Origin of the sequence: Pseudomonas sp. GW531-T4 (assembly GCF_017349615.1) — a bacterium.
Classification (GTDB): Bacteria; Pseudomonadota; Gammaproteobacteria; order Pseudomonadales; family Pseudomonadaceae; genus Aquipseudomonas; species Aquipseudomonas chlororaphis_I.
In genome coordinates, this window is sequence record NZ_JACMZT010000029.1 from 27,893 (window position 1) to 42,227 (window position 14,335).

Consider the following 14,335-nt stretch of genomic DNA (forward strand, 5'->3'; position numbering starts at 1 on the left):
GCGCTCACCACTGCTCGCGCAACAGCTGGCGGACCCGGCTGGAAGCGCCGCGATTGCTGGCCCCCAGGCGGCCCGACAGATCGCGGCCATGGGTACGCACATCGGCAATCGCCTGGCTCAGGCACTGCCGCACCTGGGCCAGATCGTCAGCGGTCGGTTGTTCGATCTGACTGACCGAGAGGGTCTCCCAGAGCAGGCCGAGGCTGGCATAGCTGTCGATGTCATAGGCCATGGGCGGCACGCTGGCGGCCAGGGTTTCCAGTTCCTCGACGCTGCGCAGGGTGACCCGCGCCGCCGACACCTTGCCCATGGCGTGCACCATCACCCCCGGATCGCGCAGGGCGATCAGGCGGTTGGCCTGGTAACCGTGGGCCAGGAAGGCCCCGGACATGGCCTTGCCCACCAGCAGGCCGATCACCGGATGCCCGGCCAGCCGGGCCCGGGCATAACTGTCGGCGGCCGCGGCCAGGGCCTGATGAATGCCTAAAGCTTCTTCGCGACGCCCATAGGCCTGGCTCGGCACATCGACTATGGCGATCAGCGCACGCTTGATGCTCTGCTCGCGGTCGGCCTCGATCGCCTCGTCCACCGCCTTGGCCAGGCCCCAGCCTTCCAGCAGGCCGACCTCACCGTTGCGGGCGCGCACGAAGGGGTTGGCCGGGTCGGCGACCACGGCGATAAAGCGCACCGGCTGCTGCTCCAGCGTGGCATCCGCCACTTTCAACGAGGCGGGCAAACCCGCTACCGGGGCAGCGCCCGCGCTCAGGGCCGTGAACCAATGCAGGCCCCGCAGGGAATAAGCACTCATCAGTGGTCTCCTCGGTACAGCTGGCGAACCGTTGCCGGGTCGATCTGTGGGTGGGCGTCCAGCCGGGCCAGGCGTTGCAGGTACAGCTCGGCCTGGCGGCTGCGCTGCTCGTCGGGCAACCCCTGGGCCAGCAACTCGCCAACCTGTTGGCGGATCTGCGCCACGTCGTCGGCCACATAACGGTCCGCCAGGCCGCTGGCGAAACGCTGCTCGCCGCCGGTCAGGCTCCAGATAAAGGGCCGGTCGCGGGAGTCGTACTCCTCAAGGCCGGCTTCCTGTTCGATCACCTGCGGGCCGTTGAGGCCCAGCCGCGCCTCCTGGGTCACCAGCAGGTAGCTGCACAGCCCGGCGGCAATCGACATGCCGCCAAAACAGCCGACGCTGCCGGCCACAATGCCTATCACCGGCTGGTACTGGCGCAGATCGACGATGGCCGCGTGAATGTCGGCAATCGCCGCCAGCCCAAGGTTGGCTTCCTGCAGGCGCACGCCGCCGGTTTCCAGCAGCAACACGGCGCGGGTAGGAATGCCCTTGCGGTTGTCTTCGGCCGCCAGCTCCAGGGCGCCGGCAATCTTCGCCCCACCGACCTCGCCGAGGCTGCCGCCCTGGAACGCGCCTTCGATGGCGGCGATCACCACCGGCAGGCCGTCGATGCGGCCCTTGGCGATCACCACACCGTCATCGGCCTGGGGCACCACGCCCTGGCGGGCCAGCCACGGCGACATGACGCGCTGGAACGGATCGAGCAATTCGCGAAAGCTGCCGGCGTCGAGCAGGGTCTTGGCCCGCTGCCGGGCGCCGAGTTCGACGAAGCTGTGTTTGTTGAGCAAACGGGCGCTGTCAGTCATGGCCGATCTCCTCGAAACCCTGCTCCAGGCGCAAGCGCACCACGCCGGGGGTGGCGCCAAAATCATGGATATCGATGCTCAGGGCCGGCGGCGTCTGGCCGTCGAACATGCGCTCGAACAGATGCTGCCAGCGCGACGCGCTACCGTTGACCGAGGTCTGCACCTGAATGCTCAGCTTGCCGGGTTGCCCGGGTTCGAGCAGCACTTCCAGGTCGCCGGAGCCGACACAGCCCACCAGCGCCCGGCCCCGGGCGGGTTGCCCGGCGGGAAATTCGAAAGACAAGGTTTCCATCACACTGCTCCCTGGATAAAGGCGGCGCCGGAGGCGATCCGGTCGATCAGCAGGCAGGCCGCGAGCAAGTCCGCGGCGCCACCGGGCGAGGCATTCAAGGCCAGCAGGCACTGGTCCAGTTCGTGCAGGCGGCGACGCCCGGCCAGGCTGGCGCTGCCGCCGGCGTCGAGCACCGCCTGGGCGCCCTGTTGCATGGCCTGCAGGCCCGCCTCGCCAGCGCGATAGAGCACGCAGGTGTCGGCCAGGCCGGTCATGATCGCCAGCAGCGCATCGAGCCGGGCGTTCTGTTCGCCATGCCCCTGGGCCCGGCTGCGTTCGAGTTGCGGCAGGCCCCGTTGCAGCACAGCCGGAAAGCCCAACTGGGCTTCTTCCCGAGCGCCACGCACGCCATAGCGCAGCGCCACTTGCGCGCCGTGGCTGAGGGGCCGCGGCGCGTAACGGTCGTCCAGCAGCGCCAGGCGCGCGGCCCGCAGGCACAGGGCGCCTGCCGTGTTGGCTTGCGGTTCCAGCGCGGCGGCGGCCACCAACAGGCCCAGGGCCCAGATCGCGCCACGATGGGTGTTCACCCCGTTGGTCGTGGCGAGCATCGCCGCTTCGCCTTCACGGCCAATGCAGCCCAGGGCTTCGCGCAGGGGCAGGCCGACCGTGCCGAACTCGCTGGCGGCTTCGGCCATTTCCTTGAAGGCTGGCCACAGCGACAGGGCCGAGGCATGCATCAAGCCCAGGTGCAGGTCGCTGTGGGCGCCGTTACCACGACGGTCGACCAGGGCCGGTTTCGGCGACAGGTCGGCTTCGTCGATCAGCGCGTCCACCGCCAGGTCCGCCAGGCGCTCGGCCAGGCTCAGGGGTTTGCTTTGCAGGTTGAAGGCGTGCATTTACCAGCTCCTGAACTTGGCGGGCGGGTTGTACAGGCCACCCGACCACTCCACCAGATCGGCGACGCTTTTTGCCGCCAGCAGCTCGCGGCTGGCGTCGGTGCGGCGGATGCCGAGGTCTTCGGGCAGGGCGATCAGGCCTTCGCGGCGCATGCGCGCGGTGTCTTTCGGGTTGTGGCGCAGGCCGATGGCGGTCACCCCGGCCACCGCCGCGATCATCGCCTGGCGCTCTTCCAGGGAACGCGCCTTGTACAGGTAGGCGATGCCCTCCTCGGTCAGCAGGTGGGTGACGTCGTCGCCGTAGATCATGATCGGCGCCAGGGGCATGCCGCTCTTGCGTGCCACTTCCACGGCGTCGAGGGTTTCGACAAAGGTGGGTTTGCCGCCTTCCTGGAAGGTCTCAACCATCTGCACCACCAGCTTCTTGCCACGTTCGAGCATGGCCGCCGGCGCGTCGCTCTGATCCTGGCGCATATCCAGCCAGGCCGGGGTGCCGTGGCGCCGGCCGCGCGGGTCGTGGCCCATGTTCGGCGCACCGCCGAAACCGGCCAGTCGGCCGCGGGTCACGGTGGAGGAATGGCCATCGCCATCGACCTGCAGGGTGGCGCCGATAAACAGGTCCACCGCGTATTGCCCGGCCAGCTGGCAGAACATCCGGTTGGAGCGCAACGAGCCGTCGCGCCCGGTGAAGAACACATCCGGCCGCGCGGCGATGTAGTTTTCCATGCCCAGTTCGGTGCCGAAGCAATGCACGCTTTCCACCCAGCCGCTTTCGATGGCCGGGATCAGGGTCGGGTGGGGGTTGAGGGTCCAGTTGCGGCAGATCTTGCCTTTCAGGCCCAGGGATTCGCCGTAGGTCGGCAGGATCAGCTCGATGGCCGCGGTGTTGAAACCGATGCCATGGTTCAGCGACTGGACGTTGTGTTTCTCGTAGATGCCGCGGATCGCCATCATCGCCATCAGCACGTGCACCGGCTTGATATGGCGCGGGTCGCGGGTGAACAGTGGCTCGATGTAGAACGGCTTGTCGGCCACCACCACGAAATCGACCCAGGACGCCGGGATATCCACCCGCGGCAGCTCGCTGACGTCGTCCACCAACTGGTTGACCTGGACGATGACGATGCCATCGCTGAACGCCGCCGGTTCGATCAGCGCCGGGGTGTCCTCGGTGCTTGGCCCGGTGTAGATATTGCCCGCGCGGTCGGCCATAAAGCCGGCCGAAAGCACCACGTTGGGGATCAGGTCCACCACCAGCCGCGCATAGAGCTCGATGTAGGTGTGGATAGCGCCGATTTCCAGCAGGCCATCTTCCAGCAACTGGCTGATGCGCAGGCTCTGGGTGCCGGCGAAAGAGAAGTCGAGTTTGCGGGCGATGCCGCGTTCGAACAGGTCCAGGTGCTCCGAGCGGCCGACGCTGGGCATGATCATGTGCAGATCATGCAAGCGGCCCGGGTCGGCCTTGGCCAGGGAGCGGGACAGGAAGTCCGCCTGCTTCTGGTTGTTGCCCTCCAGCACCACACGGTCGCCGGGCAGGATCAACGCCTCCAGCGCCGCGACTATCTTGTCGGTGGGCAACACCGCGCCATCGGCGAGACCCCGCACCTGCTCGAGACGCCGCTGCTTTTCAGCGCGCCGCCGCGTCCAGCGCGAGTCGGGGGATATTGTTGTTGTCATGCTCACTCCACGGGTTCGCTGTCGTGGCAGCTACCTTAGGAGCGGAGGATGGGCGGCATCAATCAAGCAGAGCGGTGGATCGTTACGGTGAGGGTAATGATCAGGGGCGCAGGCCTTCCCACCCACGCCCCATAAACAACCTTGCGCTTAACCTTCGAGCCGCCACTGCAATGCATCCAACGCATCGCAGCCATCCTGCAACAGCAGATGGGCCGCATTGACGATGTGATGCAGGTCCTGGTCGTGAACGCCTTTGAGGCTCAGGCAGTTGAGGCTGTGCATCAGGTCGCGGGTGGTCTTGAGGCGCTGGACGGCACAACCGTGCAGATCGGATGCCGGGGCGTTGGGGTTGAGGTAGAGCACTGGAGTGGTGGTGAGATTGCTGTGTAGCGGGATGAACTCAGTCATGGGTCTAGCTCCTTGGCCGGTCGAGAAACAGGTTAAACAGCAGTTCCATACTTGTCTGTGCACGACCGTAAGTAAGAAAAGACAGCCCCGTCTTTGGAGACGTCTATAGGTCCGTGAACAAATTCGACCGGCTAAGATCGGCCACCGATGCGTCGGTGACAGCCCGGACTATGGGGCCTGATACACCTCCCAGCAATCGGCAAACTGTTGCCACTCTCTACGACTGAAATCTCTGTTAATACCCCAGCCCCCGTGTAGCCGCTGCCGAGCCATGGCGAGGCTCCGATCGACCGCGTAGCGGGCGCAAAGCAGACGCCAGAGCAGGTCAGCTATACCGCGTCGCCAGATTTACGGGGCTACGCCCCGATCGCAGCCTGCGGCAGCGGCTACAGGGTTTCGCGCCGACCGGCAGGTCGCGTTTGGCTTTTGATCTTGATCTACCCGCCCCATCGGGAGGCTTCGTTCCGGTGTTCATCAGGGGGATGGCGCGCAGCGCCCCTCGACGCAGTCGAGGACATCGTATGGAGGTCGAAGCGAAGCCGACCGGAGTCGATGCCCCCTGATGGACACCGGAGCGAGGGAACCTGAGCGCAGCGAAGGCCGTACGCAGGGGCAAGCGTTTTTTGGTTACTTTTTGCTGGGCCGGCATTCCGGCGTTTGAAAAAAAGTGACCCGCCGTAAGGGCGGAACCCTAAGTGGCCGTTACCGCAGGAATGGATATGTACACCATCCAAAAAATGCAGCGCCAGAACAGACGCCATCGCGGGCAAGCCTCGCTCCTACAGATCCGTGGCGCACCAAAAACAGTCGCTGCGTCATCGAACGATGAGTGCCGACATGATTGATCCCATCAGTCCCAAATAGGGACCGATAGGTCCCTTTCCGGGAACGATCAAGCCGCTCGACAGGGCCTAAGACAACCCCGCCTTCACCAGCATCTCCTCCAACCCCAACAGATCCGGAATCTTCGCCACCTGCTCCCCCACCTGCACCGCAGCCTTTTCCAGCCGGCACAGCGGCACGTCGACGTAGCTCAGCTGGCTGTCGAGCCGGCAGGAGCGCGGGATGCCCTGGATCACCAGGGCGATGAACTTCAGGCGCTCGCGGCCGCCCAGGGTGTTGAGCACCACGATGCGGGCGCGTTCGCCGATGGCGAGGGGCTGCCCGCAGGCAGCCTCGAAGCTGATCAGCGGCAACTGGCGGTCGCGCCAGGCCACGGAGCGCAGGTACCAGGGCGGCGCGTCGCTGGCGGGTTCGCCACGCTGGTAGTCGATCAGTTCGGCCACCGCGACATTGGGCAGGATCAGGGTGCGGTCGGCCAAAGGCAGCAGCAGTCCGGTGAGGAAGCTGGCGCGGTAGTCATGCATGGGGTCTGCTCCACTGGGCGATGCTCTCCAGCAGCACCGACTCCTGGTAAGGCTTGCCGAGGTAGTCGTTGACGCCGATGGCCATGGCCCGGTCGCGGTGTTTCTGGCCGGTGCGCGAGGTGATCATGATGATCGGCAGCTGTTGCAGGCGCGGGTCGGCGCGCACCTGCATCGCCACCTCGAAGCCGTCCATGCGCGGCATTTCGATGTCCAGCAGCATCAGGTCCGGGGTGTGCTCCTGCAGCAGCGCCATGGCGTCGACCCCATCCTTGGCGGTCAGCACGTTCATGCCGTGGCGTTCCAGCAGGCGGCTGGTGACCTTGCGCACCGTCACCGAGTCGTCGACCACCAGCACCAGCCTCGGCCGCAGCGGTTCGACCTCGGGGCTCACTTCATCGCCGACCGCCATGCGTGGCACCGGCAAACGCGTTTGCAGGGCGCGGATATGCGCCAGCAGATCGAGGATCAACACCACCCGGCCATCGCCGAGGATGGTCGCGCCGGACAGCCCCTGCACCGCCGCGAACTGCGGCCCCAGGCTCTTGACCACGATCTCCCGGCTGCCGGCCATGGCATCCACCTGCACAGCGATCCGGTGTTCGTTGTAGTGCACCAGCAGCACCGGCAGCGGCAGGCTCTGCCCCAGCAGTTTCGGCCGGGCCACGGTGTGCAGCAACTCGCCGAGGTAGCACAGCTCATAACGCTGGCCGGCGTATTGGTAATGGGGCGAATCGAGCTGGTAGTAGCTTTCCAGTTCGTGGGGCAGTACCCGGACGATGCCCTCGATGGTGTTCAGCGGGATCGCGTACTGCTCCTCCAGGCACTGCACCATCAGTGCGCGGTTGACCGACAGGGTGAACGGCAGGCGAATGCGGAAATGCACGCCCTGCCCCGGGATCGAGTCGATGGTCATCGAGCCGCCGAGCTGGCGCACCTCTTCATGGACCACGTCCATGCCCACCCCGCGCCCGGAAATCTGGGTGATTTTTTCCGCTGTGGAAAACCCCGGCTGCATGATGAATTGCAGTACGTCGCGGTCGCTGATCTCGACATGGGGGGCGAGCAGGCCACGCTTGATCGCCTTGCGCCGCACCGCCTCCAGCGGCACCCCGGCGCCGTCGTCGCGCATGTCGAAGACGATATCGCCGCCTTCGTGGGACAGGTCCAGGGTGATCCGCCCCTGCTCCGGCTTGCCCGCGGCGCGCCGCACTTCGGCGGACTCCAGGCCATGGTCGACGGCGTTGCGCAGCATGTGTTCCAGGGGCGCGACCATGCGTTCCAGCACGTTACGGTCCATCTCACCCTCGGCGTTGCCGACGCTGAATGACACGTCCTTGCCCAGCTCCTCGGCCACCTGGCGGACGATGCGCTTGAGGCGCGGCACCAGGCGCTCGAACGGCACCATGCGCGTGCGCATCAGGCCTTCCTGCAGCTCGGTATTGACCCGCCCCTGCTGCTGCAACAGGTTTTCCGCGTCCTGGTTGCGCCGATCGAGGGTTTCCTTGAGGTCGAGCAGGTCGGACGCCGACTCGAACAAGGCCCGCGACAGTTGCTGCAACTGCGAATGGCGGTCCATCTCCAGCGGGTCGAATTCCTCGTACCCCAGGCGCTCGGCCTCGACCTGCTGGCGACTGAGGATCCGCCCCTGGGTTTCGGTGTCCAGGCGACGCAACTGGTCGCGAATACGCTCGATGGTGGTTTCCATTTCGCTCAGGGCCACCCGCGCATCGTTGACCTGCTGCTCGATGCGCCCCCGGAAGATCGAGGTTTCCCCGGCCAGGTTGACCAGGTCGTCCAGCAGCTCGGCCGAGACCTTGACCATATCCCCGGCCACTGCGGCCTCAGCCGGTACCGCCGGCGGTTCGGGTTTGCTTGGCGGGCTAAGGTCGGGCAGCAGCAGAGGCGGGGCTTCGGCCTGGGCCGGATGGGTGAAGCCGCGAATCGCCTCGATCAGGCTGTCGGCCGGCTTGATCGGTTGTTCGGCGCGGGCGGCGTCGAGCATCTGCGCCAGCCGGTCCTGGCTTTTCTGCAACAGGCCGAACAACGCCGGTGTCGGTTGCAGCAAGCCTGCGGACAGGCCTTCGTAGAGAAATTCCAGTTCATGGGCCAGGTCGCCGATCGGCGCGATCTCCACCATGCGCGCGCCGCCCTTGAGGGTGTGCAGGTCGCGCAGCAGGGTTTCCACTTCCTGGCGGCTGGCCGGCTCGGCCTGCCAGCGCGTCAGCGCCGCGCCCGAACTGTCGAGAATGTCGAAGCCTTCTTCGAGGAAGATCTCCAGCAGCTCCGGATCGTGGGCCGCAGAATCGTCGGCCACCGCCGCCTCGGGCATTTCAGTGGTGACCCCGCTGCGCTGGCGAAAACCGCGGATTGCCTCGATCAACGCCTTCGGATCGCTCAGCGCTTGCTGCGCCTGCAACTGCTGCAACAGCAGCGCCAGTTGCTCATGGCTGCGTTGCAGCAGGTCGACCAGGGCCTCGCCATGCTGGTAACGGCGATCCACCAGGCCTTCGTAGAGGTTTTCCAGTTCCTGGGCCAGGTCGCCCACCGGGCCGACTTCGGCCATGCGCGCGCCGCCCTTGAGGGTATGCAGGTCGCGTTGCAGGGAAGACAGCGGCGCGCCGTTGTCCGGGTCGGCCAGCCAGCGCTGCAAGGCCTGGCCGGCGCTTTCGAGAATATCCACCGCCTCTTCGAGGAAGATCGCCACGATTTCATCGTCCGGTCCCTCCACCTCGATCGGCGCTTCCTGCTCCATCTTGGCGGTGGCGCTGGCCAGGTCGGTGATGCTCAGGGTGCGGCTGCCATCGCTGCGGATCAGGCCCATGGCCGACGGGTCGAGGCTTTCCTCGAGCAGTTCGCGCAAGGCCCGGACCATGGCCGGTTGCGGGCTGATTTCCTGGCCGGCGGCCAGTTCGTCGAGCATGTTGATCAGCGCTTCGTGGGCGTTTTCCGCCTCATGGAAAAACCGCTCGCCGACCGCCAGGCTGCTTTCTTCCACGGCGCCGTACAGGTCCAGCAGCGCCTCACACAGCTCGTCCATCGGCTGCAGGTCCGCCAGGTGCGCGCCTTCGCCGAGGGTGGTCAGTTCGTCCAGCAGCGCACTGAGTTCCTGGCGCTCGCCAGGGTGCTGCTGCCAGCGGCGCAGCAGGTTTTCGGCATCCAGCAGGATGTCCATGCCCTGGGCCAGGAAGCTGCTGATCAATTGCGCATCGCGCTTGACCCGCAGCCCGGTATTGGGCGCGTTGAGCAGGTTTTCCAGACGCTCGGCGGTCAGCGCCTTGACCCGTTCGATCAGGTCGACGGCGCCTTCGATGGGTGCCAGCGGGTCGCTGCCCAGCTGTTGCAGGCCACGGCGAAACAGGCCTTCGGCTTCCAGCAGCAGCTCGACTTCGTCCAGGTCCAGGGCCATCAGGTGCGCGCGGTATTCCCGGGCCAGCAGGTCCAGCGGCGCCGCCAGCTCGGCGATCGGCAGCACGCCGGCCATGTAGGCGCTGCCCTTGAGGGTGTGCAAGGCGCGCTGCAATTCGTCGCTGGCCTGCAAGGGCAAGTGCTCGGCAGCTTGCTCGAGAAAGCGCTTGATGCTCTCCAGATGGGTTTCGGCCTCGTTGCGGAAGATCTCCAGCAACTGCGGATCGAGCCCGTCCTCCGGCTCGTCTACCGACGCCGTTTCGCCCTTGGCCAGGGCGTGCGCCCGGGCAGCCAGGCGATCGACATCGTCGCGCTGGCGCTGGGCCTGGGCGGCGAACTCGGCGACCAGCTCCGGCAGCAGCTGCAACACCTCTTCGAGCAATTGCCGCACCTGCGGCCCTGGCTCCACGCTGTGTTCCAGGACACGGTTGAGCAGGTTTTCCACGGCCCAGGCCAGTTCGCCCAGCACCAGCGCGCGGACCATCCGCCCGCTGCCCTTGAGGGTATGGAAGGCCCGGCGGATTTCGCCCAGCGCCGCCTTGCCGTGAGGGTCGGCGGCCCAGCGCGGCAGGTACTCGCGCAGCACGTCGAGTACTTCGTCGGCCTCTTCGAGGAAGACTTCACGCAGCTCGTCGTCCACCGGCGCTTCATCGCCCGGCGGCGGCAACAGGCTACCCGGTGTGTCCAGCGCCGGCGGGTTGAGCGCCGAGACCGGGCTGGCCAGCACATCGGCCAGGGACTGCACCACTTCCGGGCTGTCCAGCTCCTGCAGGTCCTGCATCACCAGGGCTTCGTTGGGGCTGAGCACATCGCTGAGCAGCGGCACCTGTTCGCTCGCTACCCACTCGTCCGGTGCCTGCTTTTGTGGCACATAGCCCAGCGCGGCCAGGCCCTGCTCGGCCACGTCGAGAATCTTTTCCCCCGGCGCCTGGTGATCGTCGCTCAGGCGCTCCAGGTAATACTCGATGCTGGTGATCACGTCGGCCAGATTGTCCAGCTGCTGCCAGCCGGGCTGGCGCGGGTCCAGCAGCAGGTGTTCACGCACGAAGCCGATGCAGGCTTCCAGCAGGCCCGCAGCCCGGCTCAGGGGGATCATCGCCAAAGCGCCACGCACCTGGGTCAGCAGCTCCGGCAGCGCCTGCAAGTGCTCGCGGTCCCAGCCGGCGTCGATGTAGTCGACGATCAGGTCCTTGGCCTGCTGCAGGCAGATCCGCGCCTCCTTGATCACCAGTTGGTGGATCTGGGTCAGGTCGGTGGTCGGCAGGCGGCTCTCTTCGCGGCTCTCGGGTTCGGCCGGGCCGACCATGCCGGCCAGGGTCGCCTCCACATAAAGCAGCGCCCCGGCCACATCCATCAGCACCGCGTCATTCGGTTCGCGCTGGCCCTGGGCCAGGCTCAGCACCACCGCCAGCTGGTCGATGATGACCTTGCGCGGCTGGCCGAAACCCAGCACCGCCAGGGTGTCGGCGATCTGCCGCAGGGGCGCCAGCAGGCTGTCCAGGTCCGACGCGTGCTGGCGGTCGCTGCGCACGAACAGGTCCAGGCGCTCCTTGACCCGCACCAGTTCCTCGCACAGGGCCGACAGCACCGAGCGCATGGCGTCGCGGTCGGGGCCGGCCATGCGGGCCCGTTCCTGGTCGACCAGCGCATTGTCGGGCAAAGCGTCATCGAGTCCGTAAGCGTCTTTCATGGTCTGCATCTGCGCGGTGGGATAGCGGGCCTTGGCGATGTAAAACAACAGGCTTTTGAGCAATTCTTCGGGGGCTGGCTGGTTGATTCCGGCGATGCCCTGTTCATAGAGGCGCTTGAGCTCGCGGTCGGCATCCTTGAGCAGGCTGCGCACCGCCGGGCTGTTGGCGATCGCCCCGCTGCCCATGCCTTCCACCAGGGCCAGGGCGATCTGCCACAAGGGCCCCAGCGGGGCGTTCTGGCACAACACCTGGAGGCGCTCGAAGACCTTGGCCATGTAGCCCAGGCTGTTTTTCACATCCTGTTCGCGCAGCAGGTCGACCAGCGCGGTTTGCAGCATGTGCCGCAACTTGCGCAGCAGGATGGTCAGGTCGGGGGGCGCCAGGCGGTTCAGCGTCGCCTCGTCCAGCGCCGGCAGGTCCGGCAGTTGCGGGCTGAACAGGCTGGTTTCGCTCAGCAGGCCTTCGCCCCGGGCGCTGCGCAGGTCGTTGAGCAGCGGCAAGACCACCAGCGGCAGGTCGCGACGTGCGCTTTGCACCCGGTCGAGGTACTGCGGCAACTGGCTGATGGCTTGGCGCAGCAGGTAGATCGCCTCGTCGCGCTGGGCCACGCGGTACTCGCGCAGGGCCAGGGTCAGGGCTTCCATTTCTTCGGCGAGCAGCGCCGCGCCATAGAACTCGACCATCTGCAGGCTGCCGTGGACCTGGTGGATGCAGTCCAGGCACTGGTCGAGGGCCTCCACCGCCTGCGGCTCGTCGACCAGGTGATCGAGCGCCTGGTGGGCCTGCTTCAGCGTTTCGGCAATTTCGCCCTTGACCCATTCCAGGGCCACATAGTCGTGCCGATCACCCATTACCATTCCCATCAAAGTCGTGCTCCGGCCTCAGCGGTTTTCCCGCGGCGTCTGCTCGCGACTGGCCGGCAAGGTGAAACCGGACACCGAGCGCCGCAGCTGGCTGGCCATTTTCGCCAGGTTGCCGATGCTTTCGGCCGTCGCGGTCGAGCCGGACGAAGTCTGTGAAGTAATCTGCTGGATCACGTTCATGGTCAAGGATATCTGTCCGGCCGACGAAGTCTGCTGCTGGGCGGCGTTGGAGATGCTCTGGATCAGCGCCGCCAGGGTCTTGGAGACGCCTTCGATTTCTTCCAGGGCCACCCCGGCATCCTGCGCCAGCCGGGCGCCACGCACCACTTCCGAGGTGGTCTGCTCCATGGAGATCACCGCCTCGTTGGTGTCGGTCTGGATCGCCCGCACCAGGGTCTCGATCTGCCGGGTCGCCGCCGAAGAACGTTCCGCCAGGCGCTGCACCTCATCGGCCACCACCGCGAAGCCGCGCCCGGCATCCCCGGCCATGGAAGCCTGGATCGCCGCGTTGAGCGCGAGAATATTGGTCTGGTCGGCAATGTCATCGATCAAGCTGACAATGTCGCCAATTTCCTGGGAAGACTCGCCCAGGCGCTTGATGCGCTTGGCGGTGTCCTGGATCTGCTCGCGAATGTTGTCCATGCCGTGGATGGTGTTGTGCACCACCTCGTTGCCCTTGTTGGCGATCTCCACCGAACGCTCGGCCACCGCCGAGGACTCGGCGGCGTTGGCTGACACCTGGTCGATGGACTGGGCCATTTCGTTGATCGCGGTGGAGGCTTCGGAAATCTGCTGGGCCTGATGCTCCGAGGCTTCGGCCAGTTGCATGGCGGTGGCCTGGGTTTCCTGCACCGCGCCGGCGACCTGGCCGGCGGTGAGGTTGATGGTCGCCACCAGGTCGCGCAGCTGGTCGACGGAATAGTTGATCGAGTCGGCGATGGTGCCGGTGAAGTCCTCGGTGACCGAGGCGGTCACGGTGAGGTCGCCGTCGGCCAGGTCCTCGATCTCGTCCAGCAGGCGCATGATCGCGTTCTGGTTGCGCTCGTTCTTCTCGGCGGTCTCGTGCAACTGGCGATTGGTTTCCCGCACCATCACCAGGCCGATCAGGATGATCGAGGCCAGCGCCGCCAGGCCCAGGACATAACCGCCGATGGTGTCCAGCGAACGGCCGCCGGCCAGGTTCTCGAAACCGATGGCCAGGTGCGAGGCTTCGTCGAGCAGGGTCTGCGACAGGCTGAAGATATTGCTCGCCGATTCACGGACCTGGAACAGCTCGGGAGAGGTTTCGAGAATTTCGTCCACCGAGCCGGAGACGAACTGGAACAGCTCGCTGATCTCGGTCAGGCGTGCCCGCGCATCGCGGTCCTCGACCTGGCTGATCTTCAGGGTCGGGTTGCCCTGGAGCATGCCGCTCAGCACCTGGCCGAAACGCGCCGCGTCACGGCCAAAGGCGTCGGCGGCCTGCACCGCGTTTTCGTCGCCGGCGAGCACGGTATTCACCGCACCGAGAATGCGTTCGGCGAGCAGCGACTGGCGCTGCGCCATGGCCACCTGGGCGGCCGGAGCACCGCGCTGCAGGAGGATTTCCACGACCTTTTCATACTCGACCTGCAACTGCGGCACGGTTTCCGCCAGGGTCGCAGCCACCTGATGCAAAGACAGCACGGTCTGTTCGCTGGCCAGGATCGCGTCGGCGTTGTGCAGCAGCTTGTCCCAGTCCTGCTGCACTGCGTGCATTTCCTTACGCACCGCCACCGGCGCGGCGGGTAGCCCGGTGGCCGGGTCGCCTTTTTTCAGGTAACCCCAGCGCTGGGCGAAATCGTTGCGCGCATCGCCCAGCAGCTTGAAGGCCGCGGCCTTGCCCGCCGCGGCTTCCGTGGCGTTCTTGGCGATGCGCTGGGACAGCACCCGCAGCTCGCCGGCGTGGCCGATGTACTGCTTGTCGTAAGTGGCCTGGGTGTTGAGGTAAGCGAAGTTGGCGAACAGCAGCATGATGAACACGATCAGGGCGATGAACAGCACGATGATCTGCGAGCGGCTGCGCGATCCTTCCATTGGCTTGCCTGGGTTGGCTTTTAGCATCTGCACACCTGAATTCCGG

At 66.2% G+C, this 14,335-nt stretch carries 9 protein-coding genes; all 9 read right to left on the reverse strand.

Annotated features, from left to right (window positions below):
- Nucleotides 1–4: 4 nt before the first annotated feature.
- Nucleotides 5–811, reverse strand: a complete 807-nt coding sequence (gene mdcE, locus J4D28_RS21235) for a biotin-independent malonate decarboxylase subunit gamma (RefSeq protein WP_177477899.1) — start codon at nucleotides 809–811, stop codon at nucleotides 5–7.
- Entirely contained in the window at nucleotides 808–1,656 is an 849-nt protein-coding gene (locus J4D28_RS21240; RefSeq protein WP_103331452.1) for a biotin-independent malonate decarboxylase subunit beta, read from the reverse strand. The genes mdcE and J4D28_RS21240 overlap by 4 nt, the downstream gene beginning before the upstream one ends.
- Nucleotides 1,649–1,948 (reverse strand): malonate decarboxylase subunit delta, encoded by a 300-nt coding sequence (locus tag J4D28_RS21245; RefSeq protein WP_007932573.1) that lies wholly within the window; start codon nucleotides 1,946–1,948, stop codon nucleotides 1,649–1,651. Before J4D28_RS21245 ends, J4D28_RS21240 begins: the two co-directional genes overlap by 8 nt.
- Nucleotides 1,948–2,823 carry a triphosphoribosyl-dephospho-CoA synthase gene (locus J4D28_RS21250; RefSeq protein WP_103331451.1) on the reverse strand — a complete coding sequence of 292 codons (876 nt, stop codon included), beginning with the start codon at nucleotides 2,821–2,823 and terminating at the stop codon, nucleotides 1,948–1,950. Before J4D28_RS21250 ends, J4D28_RS21245 begins: the two co-directional genes overlap by 1 nt.
- Nucleotides 2,824–4,500, reverse strand: a complete 1,677-nt coding sequence (gene mdcA, locus J4D28_RS21255) for a malonate decarboxylase subunit alpha (RefSeq protein ID WP_096375689.1) — start codon at nucleotides 4,498–4,500, stop codon at nucleotides 2,824–2,826.
- A gap of 147 nt (nucleotides 4,501–4,647) precedes the next feature.
- Nucleotides 4,648–4,908 carry a hypothetical protein gene (locus J4D28_RS21260; protein WP_103331450.1) on the reverse strand — a complete coding sequence of 87 codons (261 nt, stop codon included), beginning with the start codon at nucleotides 4,906–4,908 and terminating at the stop codon, nucleotides 4,648–4,650.
- Nucleotides 4,909–5,819: 911 nt separating this feature from the next.
- Entirely contained in the window at nucleotides 5,820–6,275 is a 456-nt protein-coding gene (locus tag J4D28_RS21265; protein WP_009046013.1) for a chemotaxis protein CheW, read from the reverse strand.
- Nucleotides 6,268–12,222 carry an Hpt domain-containing protein gene (locus J4D28_RS21270; protein WP_103331449.1) on the reverse strand — a complete coding sequence of 1,985 codons (5,955 nt, stop codon included), beginning with the start codon at nucleotides 12,220–12,222 and terminating at the stop codon, nucleotides 6,268–6,270. The genes J4D28_RS21265 and J4D28_RS21270 overlap by 8 nt, the downstream gene beginning before the upstream one ends.
- Nucleotides 12,223–12,252: 30 nt before the next feature.
- Nucleotides 12,253–14,316 carry a methyl-accepting chemotaxis protein gene (locus J4D28_RS21275; RefSeq protein WP_009051306.1) on the reverse strand — a complete coding sequence of 688 codons (2,064 nt, stop codon included), beginning with the start codon at nucleotides 14,314–14,316 and terminating at the stop codon, nucleotides 12,253–12,255.
- Nucleotides 14,317–14,335 lie beyond the last annotated feature (19 nt).